Genomic DNA, 21,032 nt, shown 5'->3' with positions numbered 1-21,032 from the left:
GGTGTTCCGGGAGGAGCACGGCCGCGCGGTGGCCGTGCTGGTCCGGGTGTTCGGCGACGTCGACGTGGCCGAGGAGGCGGTGCAGGACGCCTTCGCGGAGGCGGTGCGGCGGTGGCCGGTGGACGGCCCGCCCCCGGCGCCCGCGGGATGGATCATCACGACGGCGCGGAACAAGGCGATCGACCGGCTGCGCCGGGAGGCCGCGCGGGACGGCAAGCACGCCCAGGCCGCGCTGGTCAACGTGGCGGAACCGGTGGAGGAGGGCGCCGTGCGGGACGACCGGCTGCGGCTGATCTTCACCTGCTGCCATCCGGCGCTGGCGCTCCAAGCGCGGGTGGCGCTGACGCTGCGGCTGCTCGGCGGGCTGACGACGGCGGAGATCGCGCGGGCGTTCCTCGTGCCGGAGCCGACGATGGCGCAGCGGCTGGTGCGCGCGAAGGCCAAGATCCGGGACGCGCGCATCCCGTACCGGGTGCCGGACGAGGCCGACCTGCCGGAGCGCCTGTCCGGGGTACTCGCGGTCGTCTACCTGGTGTTCAACCAGGGATACGGCGGGCGCGACGACCTCGCCGCCGAGGCGATCAGGCTGGGCCGCGTCCTCGCGGAGCTCATGCCGGACGAGCCCGAGGCCCTCGGCCTGCTGGCCCTGATGCTGCTGATCGAGTCGCGCAAGCCCGCGCGGACGCGGGACGGGCGGCTCGTCCTCCTCCCCGACCAGGACCGCCGCCGCTGGGACGACGACCTGGTCCGCGAGGGGCAGGCGCTCGTCCGGGAGTGCCTGCGGCGGAACCGGCCGGGGCCGTACCAGATCCAGGCGGCCATCAACGCCGTGCACAGCGACGCGGCGCGGCCGGAGGACACGCGGTGGGACCAGATCGTCCAGCTCTACGACCAGCTCATGGCCATCGCGCCGACGCCGGTCGCGGCGCTGAACCGGGCCGTCGCGGTGGCCGAGGTCGATGGCCCCGAGCCCGCGCTCGCCATCGTGGACGGGCTCGACCTCGACGCCTACTACCTGTTCCACGCCGTCCGCGCGGATCTGCTGCGCAGGCTGGGCCGGGACGCGGAGGCCGCCGCCTCCTACGACGCGGCGATCGAACGGACGGACAACGAGGCCGAGCTGGCGTTCCTGCGGGAGCGGCGGCGGAGCGTCACGTCCGGCGGTTGAGGGTCTGCCCGGCGACGAGGGCCCCGAGCGCGATCGTGAAACCGACGAGCTGGAGCGGCGTGAGCGTCTGCCCGAGGATGACGAGCCCGGCGACGGTGGCGACCATCGGGTTGGTGAGGCCGAGCAGCGAGACGGACGTGGGCGGCAGCCGGTCGATCCCGCGGAACCACAGCGCGTACGCGACGGCGGTCCCGACGATCCCGAGGTAGCCGAAGCCGAGGACGTTCTCCCCGCTCACCGAGGACGGCACGCCCTCGACGGCGAGCGTCAGCGGCGCGAGGGCGAGGCCGCCGACGGTGAGCTGCCAGCCGGTCATGACGAGCGGCGACTCGGGGCGCCCGTCCGGCGCCTCGGGACGGCCCCACTTCTTGGCCAGCACGATCGCGGCGGCCATCAGGGACGTCGCGGTCAGCATGGCGCCGATGCCGAGCGGGTCGAGCCGGGCGTCCGCGCTAAGCGTCAGCAGGGCGACGCCGCCGGTCCCGGCGATCGCCGAGTACAGCACGGCGCGGGCGGGACGCACCCGCAGCACGCCGATCGACAGCAGCGCGACGACCAGCGGCTGGACGGAGCCGATCGTCGAGGCGACCCCGCCGGGCAGCCGGTAGGCGGCGAAGAAGATCAACGGAAAGAAGGCCCCGAAGTTGAGCATGCCGAGGACGGCCGACTTCCACCACCAGTCGCCGCGCGGCAGGCGGCGGGTGGCGGCGAGCAGGACGAGCCCGGCGGGCAGCGCGCGGAGCGTGGCGGCGAGCAGCGGACGGCCGTCCGGGAGCAGCGTCGTCGTGACGACGTAGGTGGTGCCCCAGCTCGCGGGCGCGAAGGCGGCCAGGGCGACGTCGGTCGCGTAGCGGGACCGGACGCCCGGCGGCGCCGCGATGGCGGTCATCTGGCTCAACCCCTCATGTTGTTATCTCAACGTTGAGATAACAACATGAGGGGAAAAGCGGCGTCAACTATCTGAACGTTAAGATTGTCGGTAGTGAGCAACGTCACCGCGCGCGGCCGGGGTCACCGGGAGCGCAGGCGGCTGACCTCGTACAGCGCGATCCCCGCCGCGACACCGGCGTTCAGCGACTCGGCGCGGCCCGGCATCGGGATGGTCACGAGCAGGTCGCAGGTCTCGCCGACGAGCCGTCCGAGGCCCTTGCCCTCCGAGCCGACGACCAGCACGAACGGCCCGGACGCGACCTCCAGGTCGGCGACCGCGACACCGCCGCCCGCGTCCAGTCCGGCGACGAAGCAGCCCGCCTTCTGGTACGCCTTGAGCTGCCGGGTGAGGTTCGTGGCCTGCGCGACGGGCACGGTCGCGAGCGTCCCGGCCGACGACTTCCACGTCCCGGCCGTGACTCCGGCGGCGCGCCGCTCCGGCACCACCACGCCCGCCGCGCCGAACGCGGCCGCGGACCGGACGATCGCGCCGAGGTTGCGGGTGTCGGTGATCCCGTCGACCGCGACGATCAGCGGCGCGGACCCGGTGAGCAGGTCGTCGGGGTGCGCGTACCGGTACGGCTTGACCTGCAGCGCGATGCCCTGGTGGACGGCGCCGTCGGTCATCCGGTCGAGCTCGTTCTTGCCGGTCTCCAGCAGGGGGACACCCCGGTCGGCGGCGAGCTGGATCGACTCGCGGACCCGCTCGTCGGAGCTGGACGACACATACAGCGCGCTGCCCGGCACCCCGGCGCGCAGCGCCTCGACGACCGGGTTGCGCCCGGTGACCAGCTCGGGGACCTCGCCGTTCGCGCGCCGCGCCCCGGCCGGGCGGCGGGCGCGCTCGGGGGCCTCGGCGGGCTTGTCGCGCCCGCCCGGGCCGAGCGTCGGGGTGCCGGTGCGGCGGGCGCTCTTCACGGCGCGGGCCTTCTGGCGCTTGGCGTGCCAGTGCCGGTCCTCGGCCTTCGGAGTCGGTCCCTTGCCCTTGCGCTTGGCCATGGTCGATTCGCCCCTAGCGACGGTGGTGGTTCGCCCGTCGACGTGGCTGCCCGGGCGGCTGGGATCTCGGCGGGACGGCTCCGCACCCCCACGAACACCGCACCCCCGCGAACACCCGATTTTATCCGCCGCGCGGGCCCCGCCGTCCCGCGGAGGGTCAGCCGCGCTTGAGCTCCCAGCGGGGGCCCTGCGGGGTGTCCTCGACGACGATCCCCGCCTCGGACAGGCTGTCGCGGATCGCGTCGGCGGCGGCGTAGTCCTTCCGCGCGCGCGCGGCCTGCCGCTGCTCCAGCGCGACGGCGACGAGCGCGTCCACGACGGGACGCAGGTCGTCCTCGCCGGACCTGGCCCACTGCGGCGACAGCGGGTCGAGCCCGAGGACGTCCGCCATCGCCCGGACGGCGCCGAGCCGCTCCCGCACCGCGCCGCGGTCGCCGGACGCGAGGGCGCTGTTGCCGTCCCGGACGGCCTCGTGCAGCACCGCCAGCGCGTGCGGCACGCCGAGGTCGTCGTCGAGCGCGGCGGCGAACTCGGGCGGCGGCGACGTCGGCGCGACCGCGCCCACGACCTCCGTCGCGCGCGTGACGAACCCCTCGATCCGCTGGTAGGCGGACACGGCCTCGGCGAGCGCCGCGTCGGTGTAGTCCATCAGCGAGCGGTAGTGCGCCGACACGAGGTAGTACCGGACCTCGACCGGGCGCGCCTTGCCGAGCAGGTCGGGCAGCAGCACGACGTTGCCGACCGACTTGCTCATCTTCTCGCCGTCGACGGTGAGGAGCCCGTTGTGCAGCCAGTAGCGGGCGAACCCGTCGCCCGCCGCCCGGGACTGGGCGATCTCGTTCTCGTGGTGCGGGAAGATCAGGTCGACGCCGCCGCCGTGGATGTCGAACACGGGACCGAGGTACTTGGTCGACATCGCCGAGCACTCCAGGTGCCAGCCGGGGCGGCCGTCCCCCCACGGCGTCTCCCAGGACGGCTCGCCGGGCTTCGCGCCCTTCCACAGCGCGAAGTCGCGGACGTCGCGCTTGCAGTCCTCGTTGACGGTGTCGCCCGTGGACCGCATGTTCTCCAGCCGCTGGTTCGACAGCTCGCCGTAGTGGTCGGCCCACGACTTCACGTCGAAGTACACGTCGCCGCCCGCCGGGTAGGCGTGCCCCTTGTCGATCAGCCGCCGGATCAGCGCGATCATCTCCGGGACGTGCCCGGTGGCGCGCGGCTCGATCGTCGGGGGCAGGCAGCCGAGCAGGTCGTAGCCCTGGGTGAAGACCCGCTGGTTGCCCTCGGCGACCGCGAACCACGGCACGCCCCGCTCCGCCGCCACCGCGATGATCTTGTCGTCGATGTCGGTGACGTTGCGCGCGAACGTCACCTCGTAGCCGGACGCGCGCAGCCAGCGCAGCAGCACGTCGTAGATCACGCCCGAGCGCAGATGGCCGATGTGCGGGGCGGCCTGCGGAGTAGCGCCACACACGTACATCCCCACGCGGCCCTCTTCCAGGGGCTCGAACGCGCGGACGCTACGGGTGCCGGTGTCGTAAAGGCGCAGACTCACGAAACCAGGTTATTGGATGGGCGCACGGCCGCGCGTCACATCGCGTGCCATCCCATATGCCAAATGGTCATAAGGATCTATGCCCTCCAGGTCAGGAGCCCCTTCCCTCGGCACCTCCCCGGTCAGGACGCGGAGAAGGCGGCGTCCAGCCGGGTGGCGAACTCGTCGGCGGAGAGGCCGAAGCCGCCGTGGCCGCCGGGGTAGGTCTCGACCGGCGTCCCGAGCCGCTCGGCCAGCGCGTGCGCGGACCGGTGCGGCGGCTCCCCCGCCGACTCCTCCCCCGCGACGAGCACGATCGGGACGGACGACCCGCGCAGCGCGCCGACGTCCGGCGTCCAGCGCCCGAACGGCGGGACCTCGTAGCCGATGAAGAAGTCGGTGTTCTTCTCCAGGCGCGCGAACATCTCCTGCATTTCGGGAGACGGCGGCTCACCGCCCCCGGAGTCCCCGGAGTCCTCGTCGCCGCCGCCCATGCCCATCGCCGCGCCGAACACGCCCATCGCGGCGCCCGCGCCGCCGTCCGCGTACGCGCGTTCCACGTCCGCCAGCACGGACTCCCAGTGCGCGGCGTCCGGCAGCAGGGACAGCAGCGGCGGCTCGTGCGCGACGAGCACGCGAACCTGCTCCGGGTGCCGCTCGGCCAGCGCGAGCCCGATCTGCGCGCCCGAGCTGTTGCCGAACACGAACGCGGGCGCGTCCGGCGAGACCTCGGCGAGCAGCCGGGACGCGTCGTCCGCGTGCTCCTCGATGCGCTGCGGGACCGGCGGCCCGGTGAGCGGGCTGCGCGAGTTGCCGCGCCGGTCGTAGGTCACCACCGTGTACCGGTCGGCGAGCCGCTCGGCGAGCCCCGCGTAGGCGGCCGCGTCGTAGATCCCGCCGCAGATCAGCAGGGCGACGGGCCCGGCCCCGCGGACCTCGTAGTGCAGGCTCGCGCCCGGAACGTCAAGAGTGCGCACTTCCATCGGATGTCCTTTCGAGATCTCCGCCGGGTTTCCCGGCGGGGTCGAGCCGGTCGGCGTCCCTCGGGCCGGGGCGTCCGGCACGACACGGGTCGCATCTGCGTCCCGGCCCTCGTGGGGCGCCGTCACGAATGGATCGGAGCCGCGGACGGGTTCTTGACATACCCCCCGGAAAATTCCTCAAGAAGGTCTGGCGAGGTCCCTGACCTGGTGGCACAGGGCGGTGAACGCGAGCGCATCCGGCATCTGGGCGGCCATCGTCATCAGGTCGGGGCCCTTGCGGGCGTGCACGGTCACCAGGCCGTTGTCGACCGCGACGTCGTCGACGGCGTCCCACGGGAGGCGGTCGCCCTCCTTCTCGACGCCGTCGAGGTCGATGTCGAACGGGCCCATCCGGACGGTCTCGCCCGCCTGCACGGCCGCCAGCAGCCGCGGGACGATCCGCGCCGTCACCTCGGCGGCGACCGCCGCGCCGAGCGTCCGCACCTCGGGGAGGTCGTCGCCGAGCCGCAGCACGCGGCCGTCGTCCGCGACGAGGGTGAACGTCCAGCGGGTCGGCGCGTCCGGCTCGGGTTTCACCCCGGACACGGTGACGGACACCAGCTCGTCCCACGTGTACCGGGCCTCGTCGCGGCGCCGGACGACGGAGAGGCCGCCGGTGTGGAGGGTCACGGCCCGGCCGCCGACGCGCGGACGGTCGCGTCCCGCGACCCAGCCGACGGCCGCCGCGTAGCCCATGGACAGCACCAGCGCCGGGACGCCCACCCACCACACCTCGTCGCGCAGGTAGACGATCGCCGCCGGGACCAGCGCCAGGGACGCCGCGCACAGCAGCCCCAGCCAGGCCCATCTGCGGCGCGCCGCGGCCCGGCCGTCGAACGTCCGGACCGGCTCGCCGAGCCGATCCCCCGTAATCGCTGCCTCCTCGCATGGTCGCCGTCGTGCGTACGGGCGGTCGTCCATACGTTACGTCTCAGTGCATATCGCGCGCACGGCAAAGTGATCGTCCGGAATGGGCGGGTCTCGCGGTGCGGGCTGGCTAATCTCGCCTCAGGACCCTCAGCAGGCGCCCCTTTTCCCGGAACGAGAGACATGCCAACAGATCCCACCCGGCCGTCCTTCACCCCCGCGCAGCGCCGGGTGCTCACCGCCGTCGCGGGCCTGGTCGTCGCCGCGCTGGCGGGCGCCGCGTTCGCGCTGACCTACGACGTGCTCCGCGACCTCGCCCGGCTCGGCGGCGTCGGCCGCCGCTGGGCGCCGCTCTACCCGGCGATCGCCGACACCCTCACCGCGTTGACGATCCTGTCCCTCGTGATCACCCGGAACGCCCGCTGGTGGACACGGCTGCCCCGCTGGGTGCTGCTGCTCCTGCTGCTCGGCGGGGGCGCGGCGATCTCCGTCCAGGACTCGCTGCGCGGCCTCGGCGACCTGCCCCGCGACCCCGTCCGCGCGGGCGTCGCGGTCGCGCCGCACGTCATGCTGGTGATCGCGGTGTGGCTGTGGCTGACGATGTTCAAGCAGATCCGGGTGGGACGTCCGGCCGCCGCGGAGACGCCGCCGGTCGAGCCGCAGCGCGGCCACGTCAAGGTCCTCGAACCGGCTTCACCCGAGCCGCTGGCCCTGGAGGCGGGCACCGACCGCACGGACCCGATGGATCGAGCGGGCCAGATGGATCGAGCGGGCCAGATGGACCGAGCGGGCCAGATGGATCGAGCGGGCCAGATGGACCGGGCGGGCGGGGCTGACCGGGCGGAGCAGGCGGGCCGGGCGCCGGAGCCTTTCGTGGACGAGCGCGACTCGCTCATCCCGTTCGCGCCCGAGGAACCGGCGCCGCGGGCGGAGACCGAGAGGGCCAACGCCTTCGAACGCGAGATCTTCGAGGACGTGGAGGAGGACGACGCGGAGGAGGAGGACTCCGGACTGGGCTTCAAGCCGCGCCTCGCGTCCGGTCGGGACGTGACGTCCGGGCAGAGCCTGTCGTCCGAGCCGGGCCTTACGTTCGACCGGGACCTGCCGTCCGAGCGGGAGTTGCCGTTGGAGCGGGAGTTGCCGGTGGAGCGGGAACTGCCGGTGGAGCGGGAACTGCCGGTGGAGCGGGGGCTGCCGTTCGAGCGGGGGTTGCCGTTCGAGCGGGGCCTTTCGCTTGAGCCCGGGCCGTCGCTTGAGCCTGGGCCGTCGCTTGAGTCTGGCGTCCCGTCCGAGGAGGGGCCGCCGCCGCTGGACACGCTGCCGGAGCCGCGGTCGCCGATCGACTCCGCCAACGCGTCCGAGGCGCCCGAGGCGCCGCACGCGCCCGCGCTGCTGCCGACGGACGTTGAGCTGGTCCGCGGGAGGGACCGCGTCGAGCGGAAGGAGCGTCCGGCCGCGGCGACGACGCGTCCCGACATCCCGATGCCCGGACGGCGCCCGGCCGAGGAGGACGAGCACGACGACCCTCCGGCCGACCGCGCCGAAGACCCGGACGCCGCCGAGGGCCCGGCAGCCGCCGACGACGACGATGACTGGAACCCGCCCCCGTCGAGCAACTTCCGCAGCGGCCCCGTCCCGCCCGCGGGCTGAGCGGCGCGAACCCGGCCGCCGCCCGCGGTGAGGTCTCCGGCGGCCGGGTAGTCATAGGGCTATGAGCGCCCTACTCGCTCGGCTGCTCGACGACGCCGCGCTCTTCCCACCGGACCGCGTCCCGCCTGATGGCGTCCGGCCGGATCGGGTTCGCGGGGAGCGCGTTGGGCTCGATGAGGCGCTCCCGACCTACCGCCGCGTCGCCCGGCATCCCGCTGCCGGACGGTTCCTCTGCCCGGCGTCGCGGTTCGCCGAGTTGCGGACGCGGCTCGTCCCGGAAGATCTGCTCGACCTCGGCCTGGTGGCCGACACCGGAATTCAGGACCTGTCCGCGACGCTGGAGGCCGCCCAGGGCGAGCCGCGCGTCCGCGTCACGGCACTGCGGATCCCGCTCCCCGGGGACGCGGACCAGGCGCGGGCCGCCGCCGTGACGATCGCCCGGCTGCCGTCCGGCGCGCCCGCGCACATCGAGGTGCGGCCGTCGCCCGGCTGGCGGGACGCGCTCGACCGCGTCGCCGCCGCCCGCGAGCGGGGCGCCCCGCTGGGCGCCGCCTACCGAACGTCCTGCGCGGTGGAGAGGCTGGCCGCGTTCATCTCGGCCTGCGCGGAACGCGAGCTGCCGTTCGTCCTGGAGGGCGGTCAGGAGGGAGGTCGGGAGGGGCCGAGCCCCGTACACGCCCTGCTGGCCGCCGCCACGGCCGCGGCCGGAGCCGGGGAGGGGGATGTCCGCGACGCGCTCTCCCGCGCCGACCCCGGCGACGTGATCACCGACCTGCTGACGCTGGGCGAGGAGGAGGCCGTTGGGGCGCGGCGCCTGCTGTCCGCCTACGGAACGCCCGGAATCGAGACCGCGCTGGGGGCTCTCCGCCCGATTTCCATCACTGGATGAAAGGGGAAACGGAGGGGAAGAAATAGCGGCATGACGACCGATTCGTGGGTTCCGGGTAGCGCGGACGGCGGGTTCGGCATCGAGAATCTGCCGTACGGGGTGTTCTCCCGTCCGGGTGAGCTGCCCCGCGTGGGGGTGGCCATCGGCGGGTTCGTCCTGGACTTGGCCGCGCTGTCCGCCGCCGGGCTCGTGGACGACCGCCGGTGTTTCGCGTCCGGCTCGCTGAACGCCTTCATGGTGGCGGGACGTCCCGTCTGGGAGGCCAACCGGGCGCGGCTCGTCGAACTGCTCACCGACGAGGGGTTCCGCGAGCAAGTGCAGCCGTGCCTGATCCCCGTCGCGGACGTGTCGCTGCTCCGTCCCTTCGAGGTGGCGGACTATGTGGACTTCTTCTCGTCCGAGCACCACGCCAGGAACACGGGACGGATCCTGCGCCCGCGGAGCGAACCGCTGCCGTCCAACTGGAAGCGGCTGCCGGTCGCCTACCACGGGCGCGCCGGGACCGTGTACCCGTCGGGGACGCCGATCATCCGGCCGTCCGGGCAGCGCCGGACGCCGGGTGAGCCGGAACCGACGTACGGCCCGTCGACGCGGCTCGACTTCGAGGCGGAGGTCGGGTTCGTGGCGGGAGTGCCGTCTGTTCCGGGGCGGGGTGTCCCGGCGGGCGCGTTCCGCGACCATGTGTTCGGGTTCGTGCTGGTGAACGACTGGAGCGCGCGCGACGTGCAGATGTGGGAGTCGCAGCCGCTCGGCCCGTTCCTCGGCAAGTCGTTCGCGACGTCGATCTCCTCGTGGGTGGTCCCGGTCGCGGCGCTGGAGCCCGCGCGGGTGTCGCCGCCCGTCCAGGACCCGGAGCCGCTGCCGTACCTGCGCTGCGCCGAGCCGTGGGGCCTCGACCTGCACCTGGAGGTCTTGATCAACGGCCAGGTGGTGGCGCGTCCCCGGTTCGCGGACATGTACTGGACGTCGCCGCAGCAACTGGCCCACGCCACCGTCAACGGCGCCCCGCTGCGCACCGGCGACCTGTTCGCGTCCGGGACGGTCTCCGGCCCGGACCGCGACCAGCGCGGCTGCCTGCTGGAACTGACCGCGAACGGCGACGAGCCGCTGGAACTCCCGGACGGCACGAAACGCACGTATCTGGAGGACGGCGACACGGTGACGCTCCGAGCCCAGGCACCGGGCGCGAAGGGCTCCCGGATAACACTGGGCGAAGTGACAGGCACGGTCTACCCAGCACAACCAGCTGAGCCCGTATGACAACCGGGGCACCCCAGACCAGCGGAGAGTCCCGCCCAGACCAGCGGGACGACCCGCCCTGTCAGCCACACCTCCACCCCCAACACCCAAAAAACCAAGCCCCTCCCACCCGGGGGCGGACCGGCTACCACCATCGTCAAACGCCCAGGCCCCGGACGACAACGAGTTGCGAGATTGTGGATAACCAGCCGGAAAAGCGTCCCATTTCGGCCGCGACGCGAGCGCCCGGGGGGCGGAGGTCAGCCGGGTAGGCGGGGATCACGCTGGTGGGCGGGCTCAGCCGGGTGGGCGGGGCCAGGCTAGTGGGCCGGGCTCAGGCTAGTGGGCAGGGCTCAACCGGGTGTGGGCCGGACTCAGCCGAGTGGGCGGGGACCAGGCTGGCGCGGGACCAGGCCGGGCCGGACTCGGCCTAGTGGGCAGGGCTCAGCCGGGTGGGCGTGGATCACGCTGGTGCGGGAGTCAGGCCGATGGGCCGGACTCAGGGTAGTGAGCAGGGCTCAGCCGGGCGGGCGGGCATCACGCCGGTGCGGGGGTCAGGCTGGTGGGCCGGAGTCAGGCTGGGCCGGAGTCAGGCTGGTGGGAGGACGAGGGCGGTGGCTATTGCGGCCAGGCCCTCGCCGCGGCCCGTCAGGCCCAGGCCGTCCGTCGTGGTGGCGGTGACGGTGACCAGCGCTCCGCCGAGCGCCTCGGACAGGGTCTTCTCCGCCTCACCGCGCCGCTTGCCGATCTTGGGACGGTTCCCCACGACCTGGATGGCGACGTTCCCGATGGTGAACCCCGCCTCGTGGACGAGCCGCGCCACCTCCCGCAGCAGCGCGACGCCGGACGCGCCCGACCAGCGCGGGTCGGCCGTCCCGAAGATGGCGCCGAGATCGCCAAGCCCGCAGGCCGACAGCAGCGCGTCGCACGCGGCGTGCGCGGCGACGTCGCCGTCGGAGTGCCCGGCGAGGCCGTGGCCCTCACCGGGCCATTCGAGCCCGCCCACCCACAGCGGACGCGGCTCGGACGAGAACGGGTGGACGTCGGTACCGACGCCCACCCGTGGAAGCCGTGCGCTCAACCCATCCGGCCGTTCAGCTGGCCAGGACCTCGTCGAGCAGAGCCTCTGCCTTGTCCTCGTTGGTCTTCTCGGCGAGCGCGAGCTCGCTGACCAGGATCTGCCGCGCCTTGGCGAGCATGCGCTTCTCGCCGGCGGACAGTCCGCGTTCCTTGTCGCGCCGCCACAGGTCGCGAACGACCTCGGCGACCTTGTTCACATCACCGGAGGCGAGCTTCTCCAGGTTCGCCTTGTACCGGCGGGACCAGTTGGTGGGTTCCTCGGTGTAGGGTGCGCGAAGCACCTCGAACACCTTCTCCAGACCCTCCTGGCCGACGACGTCACGGACACCCACGTCCTCGACGTTCTCGACCGGGACCTGCACTGTCAGGTCGCCCTTGTCGACCTTCAAGACCAGATAGGTCTTTTCCTCACCTTTGATGGTGCGAGTCTCGATGGCCTCGATCCGAGCAGCCCCATGGTGGGGGTAGACGACGGTGTCGCCGACCTGGAAAGTCATGTGACAAGTACCCCTTCCGCTAGAACCAGGGTACCACGGAAACCTGCGTGGCTGAACCGGCCTTCCAGACAAATGCCCAGGTCAAGCCGCATATTGGGGTATTGACAAAGCCCTTTAATAGTGCATCCTCGTCCAGTTCCCCGTACTCAGGGTAGCCGAAGGACCACGTGGATCGCGCCGGATCGTCATTACCGGTAACCGGCCCTGGTTACAAGCATCCCCCACCGGGCGATGTGGAAGCGTCCCATACTGGAGGTGAACAGGCCGGGTACTGCGGGTACGAAGCGCCCGGAAGGGGCCGAATGGGACGGCTCAGCCGACGAGTGGCCAGGACGGAGGTGCGGAGTGAGGCCGGACGGCGACGACCCGGAGCCCGACGACTACGGGCTGCCCCGCGTTGACGTCGTGGTGCCCGATGACGCCCGCGAGCTCGACCGCGACGTGGTCGCCTACCACCGCGAGGAGCGCCGGCGCCGCCGCCGGGCGCGGATCCGCCGGTTCGGCGGCCCGCTGACGCGGTTCGGCGTCGCCGTCCCGATCATCGCGGGTGCGCTGCTCGTGGCGCTGCTCAGCGGCGTCCTGATGACCGCGTTCGGGCCCCGTCCCGCGCCCCGTCCGACCGGCGCCCAGCTCGCGCCGCGCCCGTCCGCGAGCCCCGGCCGGGTCGGCGGCCTGCTGCCCGCGGGCTCCGTCGACCTCGTGGCCGGCGAGCACACCGTGATGCCCCTGCGCGACCTGCGGCCCGGTGTGATCGGCATCGTCCCGCCCGCGTACGAGTGCGAGAGCGTCGTGGCCGAGCTCGCCGCCCGGACGCAGGAGAGCATCCTGAACTTCTGGCTGGTCGCCGATCCGCGTCCCGTCAACGGGAAGAAGGGCATGTCGCTGAAGGAGCTGAAGGCGTGCGCGGGCACCGCCCACAACGGGACGCCGCAGATCCTCGACGACCGCTCGGGCGTGCTCGCGTCCGCCTACGCCCCGCCGCGCGGCGCGCCGCGAACGCCCCTGCCGGGGAAGTCCGTGCCCGGGACGCCTGGGCCGGGGACACCCGGGTCGGGGACGCCCGGGCCGGGGATCACCGCGGTGTTCGTCCAGCCGGACGGGGTGGTCAACGAGGTCGTCCAAGCCCCGCGGCCCGGCCCGGAGCTCAACGAGAAGGTCCAGTCGCTGAAGTCGGGCTGACGGCCGCACGCCGACGGCAGTGGGGCATGGAAAAATGGCGTGTCGGGTACCCCGAAGCGGTGCTTCCGGCTGGGTCTCGCTACGCTTCCTCTGGCGTCTCTGACGCCGCTCTCTCAACTTTCGTGCCATTCTCGATGCCACGCTTTGGCAGAACATTCGCGAGGAGACCGACGCCGTGATCCGTAACAGCCGTCGAATGGTCACGCTGGCCGTCGCGGGGGCCGTCGCCATCGCGCCGGTGATCACCGGTTGCGGCGCCGGCGAGGAACCCCAGTCCGCGTCCCCGACGCAGCTCACGGACGGCGTGAACGTCTCCGTCCCGAAGGACAAGCCCGCGGCGCCGCAGATCGCCCTGCGCAACATGTTCGTGCTCGGCCCGCGGCCCGGCCAGCCGATCGCCCCCGGGCTGTCGCTGCCGCTCTACGGCGCGATGATCAACCAGGTCAAGGGACGCCCGGACCGCCTCGTCTCGGTCAGTTCCCCGCAGTTCGGCGCCCCCGCGCGGATCGACGGCGGCGGCATCACGCTGCCGGGCGCCGCCGCGGACGGGACGGGCTCGTTCGTCAAGCTGCTCGGCAAGCCCACGGCGACCCCCAGCCCGACGCCGCCGTCCCGGAAGAAGCGGAACGGGCAGCCGGGCGGCACCGAGCCGGGCGAGCCGACCGGCACGCCCACGACGTCCGGCGCGCCCACGACGCCCACCGCGTCCAGTACGCCCGGAACGCCTGGCGCGACGCCCGAACCGACGGGTCCGGGCTCCACGTCCGAGCCGACGGCCAGCCCGACGTCGGGCAACACGTCCGCGCCGCAGCAGACCGTCCCGCCCGCGCCGGGCGGCGACCAGCCGCTGGTCGTGCTGCCGAGCCTGCGGCAGGAGCTGCTCGCCGGGTCGACCATCCTCGTGCGGATGCAGTTCGAGAAGGCGGGCGGCATCGACTTCCAGGTGCCGATCATCCCGCAGCAGGACGAGTTCGCCACCTACCCGCTGCCCACCCCGGCCGTCCAGAGCCCCGGCTCGGCGACGCCCGGGACCCCGCAGACGCCGGGCGGCGGCAGCCCGACGCCGACCGCGAGCACCGAGCCGGGCCAGCCGGGCGCGTCCACGTCCCCGACGACGTCGGAATCCCCCGGCGCCGGTCACTGACCCGCTTGGCCCAGGGGTCGCTGACCCACCGGGCCCGGGGTCGCTGACCCGCCGAGCCCCGGCGTCGCTGACCCACCGGGCCTCGGCGTCGCTGACTCACCGGGCCCCAGGGGCACTGACCCGCCCGCGCCCCGGGACGCTGGCACGACGGCTCGCTTGCGGCAGCCGTCCACGACACTACGGCCCGCCTATGACAGAACGGCCCGTCCAGCCGCTGGACGGGCCGTTCTTCCTATCCGTCAGGGCTCGAACTTGTAACCCAGACCGCGGACGGTGACGATGTACCGCGGCGTCGACGGCACTTCCTCGATCTTGGCGCGGAGCCGCTTGATGTGCACGTCCAGCGTCTTCGTGTCGCCGACGTAGTCGGCGCCCCAGACGCGGTCGATCAGCTGCATGCGGGTCAGGACGCGGCCCGCGTTGCGGAGCAGCACCTCCAGCAGCTCGAACTCCTTGAGCGGAAGCTGGACGGGGTCGCCGCCGACGCTGACGACGTGCCGCTCGACGTCCATCCGGACCGGTCCAGCCTCAAGCGTGGCGGGGGCCAGTTCCTCGACCTCGCCCTGGCGTCGCAGAACGGCCCGCATCCGGGCGATCAGCTCGCGGGTGGAGAACGGCTTGGTGACGTAGTCGTCCGCGCCGAGCTCAAGGCCGACGACCTTGTCGACCTCGCTGTCCTTGGCGGTCAGCATGATGACGGGAACGCTGGACTTGGCGCGCAGCTCCCGGCACACCTCGGTGCCGGGCAGGCCGGGGAGCATCAGGTCGAGCAGCACGAGGTCGGCACCGTTGCGCTCGAAGATGTCCAGCGCGTCGGGACCGGTGGCGGCGACGGCCACCTCGAAGCCCTCTTTACGCAGGTTGTACGAAAGTGCGTCGCTGAACGACTCTTCGTCTTCCACGACGAGCACGCGGGTCACGGTGTTCCCTCCCGGGCGGTGTTCTGGATGTTCTTACCCGCGTCCGCGTCAACTTGTGCGTCCGCGTTGTTCTTGGCCGCGTCCTTGTTCGCCGCAGTGATGCCGGCGGGACGATGCGGGGCGTCGAGCAGCGGCAGCCGGATCGTGAACGTCGACCCGTGCCCCTCCTTGCTCCACACGGTCACGTCGCCGCCGTGCTTGCTGGTGACGTGCTTGACGATGGCGAGGCCGAGGCCGGTACCGCCGGTCTGGCGGGAGCGGGCCGGGTCGACGCGGTAGAAGCGCTCGAAGATCCGCTCCACCTCGGCGTCCGGGATGCCGATCCCCTGGTCGGTCACGTTGACCTCCACGTGGCCGTCGTCGCGCCGCTTGGTCGCGACGACGACGCGGGTGTGCTCGGGGCTGTAGGCGACGGCGTTGTCGACCAGGTTGCGCAGCGCGGTGACCAGCAGTTCCTGGTCGCCGCGGACGCGCAGGCCGTCCTCGCCGCCGACGGTGAGCTCGATGTCCTTCGCGGACGCCTTGGTCTGGCAGCGTTCCATCGCCTCGGCCATCACGTCGTCCAGCGTGACGGGACGCAGCGCGGGCAGGGGCTCGTCACCCTGCACGCGCGACAGCGTCATCAGGTCCTGGACGAGGTTGGTCAGCCGGACGGACTCGTACTGCATCCGTCCTGCGAACCGGCGGACGGCCTCGGGGTCGTCGGCCGCGCCCTCGACCGTCTCGGCCAGCAGGGACAGCGCGCCGACCGGGGTCTTCAATTCGTGGCTGACGTTCGCGACGAAGTCGCGGCGGATCGCCTCGGTGCGGTGCATGTCGGTCAGGTCCTCGGCGAGGACGAGGACGAGGCCGTGCGAGCCGAGCGGCGCGACCCGGACGGCGAACCAGCGGCCGTCCGCGCGGCTGCGCGCCCCGCTCGGCGCGACCTGGATCTCGGTCTCGCGGATCTCGCCGTCCCGGCGGACGAGCCGGGCCATCGCGAGCACCTCGTCCACCACCAGGCGATCGCCGCTGACCAGGCCGAACGCGCGGGCGGCCGAGCTGGCGCGGAGCACGCGGTCCTCGCCGTCCACGACGACGGCCGACGACCGCAGCACGCTGAGGACGGACGCCACGCCCGGCGGCAGCCCGCCGGACGGCGTCGCGGGCACCGGCGCCTGCTGGGCTCGTTCGCTCACTCTCACCGCCAATCCGCTGGCGAGCCCGATCGCGAGCCCGGCAAGCCCGGTGAGGCTTGCGACAATCTCGACCTCCACACCACGGATCGTAAGCGGCGTCCGGACCCATCCCACCCGGAGGCCCTGGTCACAGCGATCCCGTTCGCCGAAAGTTCACCTCCATATCCGGTCCGGTTCATGGCGGCACGGCAGGCTGTGACGTGGGCGAGTACGCCCCGACCACCGGAAACTCGTCCGGTTCGCCCCGATTTGCCACGTACCATGCCCCGTCCGCCCCGTACGCCCCGCAGGCCCCCGGCCGCACACAGAAGGACTGCTGACTTGCGCGACGCCTACCACGAGGAACTCGACTCCCTCAGCGACCGCCTGGTCGAGATGACCCGGCTCGTCCGCTCCGCGATGTCCCGCGCCGTGACCGCCCTCCTGGACGCCGACCTCCGGCTGTCCGAGGAGGTCATCAGCGGCGACGAGCACGTCAACAAGATCGACGCGGACATCGAGGCGACGGTCTTCGACCTCATGGCCCGCCAGCAGCCCGTCGCGGGCGACCTCCGCACGCTGATCACCGCGCTGCGGATGAGCGGCGACCTGGAGCGCATGGGCGACCTCGCGGTGCACATCGCGAAGACCGCCCGGCGTCGGCACCCGGAGTCGGCCGTCCCGCCCGAGCTGCAGGCGACCGTCCTGGAGATGGGCCAGATCGCCGAGCGCATGATCGCCAAGACGGGCAGCGTGATCGCGTCCCAGGACGTCGAGATGGGCCTCGAACTCGACGCCGACGACGACCAGATGGACCGCCTGCACCGCCGCCTCTTCGACATCCTGCTGTCCCCGAGGTGGAAGCACGGGGTCGAGCCCGCCGTCGACATCACCCTGGCCGGACGCTACTTCGAACGCTTCGCCGACCACGCCGTCCACGTCGCCGAGAACGTCGTCTACCTGGTGACGGGCCAACGCGCAGAAGAGATCACCGACGTCTGACCGTCCAGCCTCCCCCGGCGGCGGGGCCGTACGCGAACGCGCTCCCAGCGCGGTCCCGCCCCGCCTCGCCGGATCGTCCGGGGGTGCTCGGACCGCTCATGGGCTAGGGCCTGTTTCGAAGTGAGTTGAACGTCGGCGTGTTGTGAGCCGGACGCGGTGAGGTCTCCGGTGGATGGTTCATCGACCAAGAAGAACTTGAAATTCGAAACACGCCCTAGGTGCCTTCCGCGTTAGCTACGGCGCAGACCCGTGACGCAAAGGCCCCGGTACCCGAAACACGACGCGCCCCGCGCGACAGAAGGTCGTGCGCTGACACAGCGCTCGCTTCGATCAGAACGACCTCCGCCAGCCCACACCGGACCGTCAACCCCATCCAGCACGGCCACACGCCCTACCCTGAGCCCCCACGGCGGCCATGACGGGCTCACCACCCCAATACGTCCACCCTGAGGCGCCCAACGCGGCCAGCAGGCTCCCCAAGTCCGGAGCCCGACCCGCCGCCCCCCGGCGGCGCGAGGACGAGCTCGACAACCCCACTCTCCCTGGCCCGGCGGCCAGGACGAGCTCGACAACCTCACACGCCATGCCCCGAGGCCCCACGACAGCCAAGGCCAGCTCAACAACCCCACCCCGTGACGCGAGACCACGACAGCCAAGACGAGCTCGACCAGCCCACGCGCCGTGCCCGAGGCCCCACGACAACCAGGAGGGGCTCGACCAGCCCACCCGCGCTGGCTACGCGGTCAGTCGGCCCGCGCCGCCGCGCGGCAAGCCCACGGCCCCAGAAGCCAAGCTTTGTGGCGTCACGGGCTTGTTCAGTGCCTTGCGGGCCCTGGCCTGTGCGCCTGCAGGTCTGCTCGTCTGCTTGATGCGTTGAGAAGGTTGCTCGGTTACGTCGGGGACTTGCCTGGACGCGTTAGGGGATTTGCTCGACACGGACACCGGGGACGGCCGCGTACTGCCCGGGTTCCGCGGTGACCAGGGGCCAGCGCCGCCAGCGCGCGGACCACGCTGCCTGTGCCGCGTCCATGCCGAGGTTCGGGATCGTCGTGACGAGGAGTCCGGTCTGCTGTGCGATGACGTCGTCCAGGTCGTCCACATGCACGACCTGCATGCCGGGGAGGCGCTCCAATACCGCACGCCCATGATCGGGGACGAGCTGCCAGGCGCGGGCCAGCGCGGTCGCGGGAATGACGATCGTGGCGTGCTGCGCGATCGAGGCACGCAGCCGGGCCCGGACGTAGACGGTCTTGCCGGTGGCGAGGTCGAGGAGTGCGGTCGCGTCGAAGACGTGACCGGTGATCACGCGACGTCCCGGCGGTTCGGCGTGCCGCCTTCAACCAGCCGGTCGACCATCGCCTGTTCATCGGGACTCGGCGGGCCGAACAGGTCGTCGATCGTCGACTCGTCCCGCAGGTACGCCAGCTTGAGGCGTGCCCCGTCCGCGAGGAAGCCGGACACGGAGGCGATCTTCTTGTCCTCCGCGAGCCCTTGCAACGTGGCGGCAAGCTCGTCCGGCAGCGTGATGTTGAGTCTCGCCATGAGCGCCACAATACACACTGAAGGCCCTCCCAGTGTGTATAGCCTTCCCTTCCGCCTCGCCGTCTCGGACACCCTCGTCACCGGCGTAAGGACGGCTCCACCGCCGCCATCGCCGTCCACCGGCACGGCCACCGACCGGAGGGCCGCGTGCCCGGCACGCTCGGCCGACCCCCACGTCAGAGCCAGAATTGGTCACCGCATAGCCCATCCGAACCTCCTGGTAGTCGTTATCAAGCCCACTCTGGACGGCCGCGCCGCCGAGCCCGCCGATGGTGCCCACCGGGCCCACGGCCCCGCCTCGCGTCCAACCCCCGGCACCCGAACCGCCCCCAGCCAAGCCCACGGCCGCGCCTCGCGTCCGAACCTCGGCACCCGAACCGCCCCCCAGCCAAGCCCCACGGCCGAACCGCCAACCCAGGCCCACGCCCAAGTTCCGAGCCCCCTCCAGCCCTGTCTTCGGCCCTGTCTTCGGCCCTGTCTTCGGCCCTGTCTTCGGCCCTGTCTTCGGCCAAGGATCCACACCAGGCTCCGGACTAGTCTTCGGCTCAGGCTGTGGACGAGCTCCGGGCCAGCCCCAGACCGGCGTCCAGAGTGGGCCCACTGCCAGGCCTCCAAAGCGAGCCCACGGTCAGCGGCCTGACTCACGGCCGTGCTCTTGGGCGAGCCCGCGGCCGGTTTCCGGACCGGGGTTGGGGACGAGTCCATGTTTCAGGTTGGGGGCCAAGCCCGCGGTCAAACTCCAAGCCAAACTCATGGGCAGGCGTCCGGCCGACTTCACGGGCGGGCTCCGGGGTGAGCTCGCGGGCAGGCGTCCGGTCGAACTCGTGGTCAGGCGCTGGGGCGGGCTCGCAGGCCAGCGCTGGGGCGGGCTCGCAGGCCAGCGTTGGGTCGGGCTCGCAGGCCAGCGTTGGGTCGGGCTCGCAGGCCAGCGTTGGGTCGGGCTTGCGCGCAGGCGCTGGAGCGGGCCTGCGGGCAGGCTTCGTGCCGAGGTCGTGGGGGGCTCGCAGCCTGGCTTGCAGCCTGGCTCGCGGCCTGGGGCTTGGGCGGGGGCGCTAGGTGGTGTTCGGCGGAGGCGGACGGCCGTGTAGGCGAGGAAGAACAGGCCGGCGAGCAGGTAGCAGTTGGCGACCGGTGTCAGCAGGTTGATGCCGTACTCACGAGGGTCGCCGTTGTGAGGCGTCCACCACATGGGGGCCAGGGCGAACAGGACGTAGCCGAACGCCGCCATGACGCGGTCACCGTTCCGGATCAGCACCGCCAGGGCGGGGAGAATCCACACCCAGTGATGCGCCCAGGAAATGGGAGAGACCAGCAAGCCGGTCACACCCGTGACGGCCGTAGCGGTCAGCCAGTCCCCTCGCCTTACCCAGAAGACAGTGAGCGCGAGTCCGACAATGCCGATCGTCAATGGAATCGCGACATACCAATCCCCCACTTCGGCGTTGCCTAGCAGAATGCGGTTGAGTGCTCCGTTTGGCGACTGGTTACTGATGTAAGTAACGCCCACCCGAGACGTGTCGTAAAAGGTGTGCAGCCAGTAGAGGCGGGACGCGTCCGGGGCTATGGCGTACGCGAGAAGAGTGCAGATGGCGAATGTCCCGGCGGCGGTGAACGCGCCCCTGGTACGTCGCGTGACCAGGAGCAAAACGACGAAAATGGCGGGCGTCAGCTTGATCGCGGCCGCTATGCCGATGCCGATTCCGGCAGCGCGTCCCTGCGCGACACGGTGCATGTCAGCGAGAACGAGCGCGAGCAGGAGCAGGTTGACCTGGCCCTGGAAGAAGGAATGCCAGACCGGGGCGAGGAGCAGGCCCCCGGCCACGACGGCCTTCAGAGACGCGCTCCTGCCGGACAGCCTCAACGTCAACGCGCACGCCCAGACGAACGCCGCCAGCGAACCGAGCTGCCACAGCAGCCTGGCGACCGTGAGCGGAATAGCGCCCGCCGGTATGAACAACGCGGCCATGAAAGGCGTGTTGGTGTACCAGTGTGCGGCGATCTGCTCCTCGTACAGGCGCGCGTCGTCCATTACGACGTGCCCGCCGAGCCAATAGATGCGGAAATCAAGCGAATCGTAGGCAAGGGAGAACACGACGACTCCCAAAACCTCGATCGCCAGCACGAATGACAGCCAACGCTTCATGCCGGACAACGCTGGCCGCGGCCGACACCGCTCCGCATTGGGCTACGGGCTACATCTGCGAACGGCGGGCGGT

At 72.1% G+C, this 21,032-nt stretch carries 19 protein-coding genes; 7 read left to right on the top strand and 12 right to left on the bottom strand.

The annotated features are described in order from the left end of the window. Position 1 precedes the first annotated feature (1 nt). Complete coding sequence (locus ACH01S_RS29570) at positions 2-1,168, top strand: RNA polymerase sigma factor (RefSeq protein WP_246237205.1); 1,167 nt, start codon at positions 2-4, stop codon at positions 1,166-1,168. Here the strand turns inward: ACH01S_RS29570 and ACH01S_RS29565 are convergent. From ACH01S_RS29565 to ACH01S_RS44640, 5 genes are all read right to left on the bottom strand, one after another. Continuing rightward, the gene (locus ACH01S_RS29565) at positions 1,152-2,057 is read right to left on the bottom strand and encodes an EamA family transporter (protein ID WP_067898853.1); all 906 of its coding nucleotides are present in this window, start codon (positions 2,055-2,057) and stop codon (positions 1,152-1,154) included. The genes ACH01S_RS29570 and ACH01S_RS29565 overlap by 17 nt on opposite strands. A gap of 122 nt (positions 2,058-2,179) precedes the next feature. Further along, positions 2,180-3,097, bottom strand: a complete 918-nt coding sequence (gene rlmB / locus ACH01S_RS29560) for a 23S rRNA (guanosine(2251)-2'-O)-methyltransferase RlmB (protein ID WP_067898851.1) — start codon at positions 3,095-3,097, stop codon at positions 2,180-2,182. A gap of 157 nt (positions 3,098-3,254) precedes the next feature. Then, positions 3,255-4,649, bottom strand: a complete 1,395-nt coding sequence (gene cysS, locus ACH01S_RS29555; RefSeq protein ID WP_067898849.1) for a cysteine--tRNA ligase — start codon at positions 4,647-4,649, stop codon at positions 3,255-3,257. A gap of 122 nt (positions 4,650-4,771) precedes the next feature. After that, positions 4,772-5,611, bottom strand: coding sequence for an alpha/beta hydrolase (locus tag ACH01S_RS29550; protein ID WP_067898846.1), 840 nt, complete (start codon positions 5,609-5,611; stop codon positions 4,772-4,774). A 177-nt stretch (positions 5,612-5,788) separates the two neighbouring features. Then, positions 5,789-6,571 (bottom strand): DUF6585 family protein, encoded by a 783-nt coding sequence (locus ACH01S_RS44640; RefSeq protein ID WP_067898842.1) that lies wholly within the window; start codon positions 6,569-6,571, stop codon positions 5,789-5,791. A 129-nt stretch (positions 6,572-6,700) separates the two neighbouring features. On the opposite strand from ACH01S_RS44640, the gene ACH01S_RS44635 reads away from it, so the two are divergent. The 3 genes from ACH01S_RS44635 to fahA all read left to right on the top strand — a co-directional run bounded on the left by ACH01S_RS44635 (position 6,701) and on the right by fahA (position 10,316). Further along, positions 6,701-8,167 carry a DUF2637 domain-containing protein gene (locus ACH01S_RS44635; protein WP_067898840.1) on the top strand — a complete coding sequence of 489 codons (1,467 nt, stop codon included), beginning with the start codon at positions 6,701-6,703 and terminating at the stop codon, positions 8,165-8,167. A 61-nt stretch (positions 8,168-8,228) separates the two neighbouring features. Continuing rightward, the gene (locus ACH01S_RS29535; protein ID WP_148344788.1) at positions 8,229-9,056 is read left to right on the top strand and encodes a hypothetical protein; all 828 of its coding nucleotides are present in this window, start codon (positions 8,229-8,231) and stop codon (positions 9,054-9,056) included. A 30-nt stretch (positions 9,057-9,086) separates the two neighbouring features. Then, positions 9,087-10,316 carry a fumarylacetoacetase gene (fahA, locus tag ACH01S_RS29530; protein ID WP_067898831.1) on the top strand — a complete coding sequence of 410 codons (1,230 nt, stop codon included), beginning with the start codon at positions 9,087-9,089 and terminating at the stop codon, positions 10,314-10,316. Positions 10,317-10,884: 568 nt separating this feature from the next. Here fahA and ispF read toward each other — a convergent pair. Then, complete coding sequence (ispF, locus tag ACH01S_RS29525; protein WP_067898828.1) at positions 10,885-11,355, bottom strand: 2-C-methyl-D-erythritol 2,4-cyclodiphosphate synthase; 471 nt, start codon at positions 11,353-11,355, stop codon at positions 10,885-10,887. A gap of 34 nt (positions 11,356-11,389) precedes the next feature. Further along, positions 11,390-11,872: a CarD family transcriptional regulator gene (locus ACH01S_RS29520; protein ID WP_067459337.1), complete on the bottom strand. Its 483-nt coding sequence runs from the start codon at positions 11,870-11,872 to the stop codon at positions 11,390-11,392. 345 nt (positions 11,873-12,217) lie between these two features. Here ACH01S_RS29520 and ACH01S_RS29515 point away from each other — a divergent pair, with 345 nt between their 5' ends. Both ACH01S_RS29515 and ACH01S_RS29510 read left to right on the top strand, forming a co-directional pair. Next, positions 12,218-13,051 carry a hypothetical protein gene (locus tag ACH01S_RS29515; RefSeq protein ID WP_067898825.1) on the top strand — a complete coding sequence of 278 codons (834 nt, stop codon included), beginning with the start codon at positions 12,218-12,220 and terminating at the stop codon, positions 13,049-13,051. 175 nt (positions 13,052-13,226) lie between these two features. Further along, on the top strand, positions 13,227-14,195 hold the full coding sequence (locus ACH01S_RS29510; protein ID WP_148344786.1) for a hypothetical protein: 969 nt from the start codon (positions 13,227-13,229) through the stop codon (positions 14,193-14,195). Positions 14,196-14,434: 239 nt separating this feature from the next. Here ACH01S_RS29510 and ACH01S_RS29505 read toward each other — a convergent pair whose 3' ends face one another. Both ACH01S_RS29505 and ACH01S_RS29500 read right to left on the bottom strand, forming a co-directional pair. Then, a complete protein-coding gene (locus ACH01S_RS29505; protein WP_483902920.1) occupies positions 14,435-15,106 on the bottom strand; it encodes a winged helix-turn-helix domain-containing protein in 672 nt (223 codons plus the stop codon). A 5-nt stretch (positions 15,107-15,111) separates the two neighbouring features. Next, positions 15,112-16,371 (bottom strand): sensor histidine kinase, encoded by a 1,260-nt coding sequence (locus ACH01S_RS29500; RefSeq protein WP_067898817.1) that lies wholly within the window; start codon positions 16,369-16,371, stop codon positions 15,112-15,114. A gap of 243 nt (positions 16,372-16,614) precedes the next feature. On the opposite strand from ACH01S_RS29500, the gene phoU reads away from it, so the two are divergent. After that, positions 16,615-17,274, top strand: a complete 660-nt coding sequence (gene phoU, locus ACH01S_RS29495) for a phosphate signaling complex protein PhoU (RefSeq protein WP_067898814.1) — start codon at positions 16,615-16,617, stop codon at positions 17,272-17,274. Positions 17,275-18,190: 916 nt separating this feature from the next. Here the strand turns inward: phoU and ACH01S_RS29490 are convergent. From ACH01S_RS29490 to ACH01S_RS29480, 3 genes are all read right to left on the bottom strand, one after another. Continuing rightward, positions 18,191-18,580 carry a hypothetical protein gene (locus tag ACH01S_RS29490; RefSeq protein ID WP_067898811.1) on the bottom strand — a complete coding sequence of 130 codons (390 nt, stop codon included), beginning with the start codon at positions 18,578-18,580 and terminating at the stop codon, positions 18,191-18,193. Beyond that, positions 18,577-18,816 (bottom strand): ribbon-helix-helix domain-containing protein, encoded by a 240-nt coding sequence (locus ACH01S_RS29485; protein ID WP_067898808.1) that lies wholly within the window; start codon positions 18,814-18,816, stop codon positions 18,577-18,579. Before ACH01S_RS29485 ends, ACH01S_RS29490 begins: the two co-directional genes overlap by 4 nt. Before the next feature lie 628 nt (positions 18,817-19,444). Next, positions 19,445-20,959: a glycosyltransferase 87 family protein gene (locus tag ACH01S_RS29480; protein ID WP_067898806.1), complete on the bottom strand. Its 1,515-nt coding sequence runs from the start codon at positions 20,957-20,959 to the stop codon at positions 19,445-19,447. Between the last annotated feature and the right edge of the window lie 73 nt (positions 20,960-21,032).

The sequence above is a fragment of the Actinomadura chibensis NBRC 106107 genome, assembly GCF_001552135.1.
Classification (GTDB): Bacteria; Actinomycetota; Actinomycetes; order Streptosporangiales; family Streptosporangiaceae; genus Spirillospora; species Spirillospora chibensis.
The sequence above is the reverse complement of the archived record's forward strand: the minus strand, read 5'-3'. Positions and strand labels throughout refer to the sequence as shown.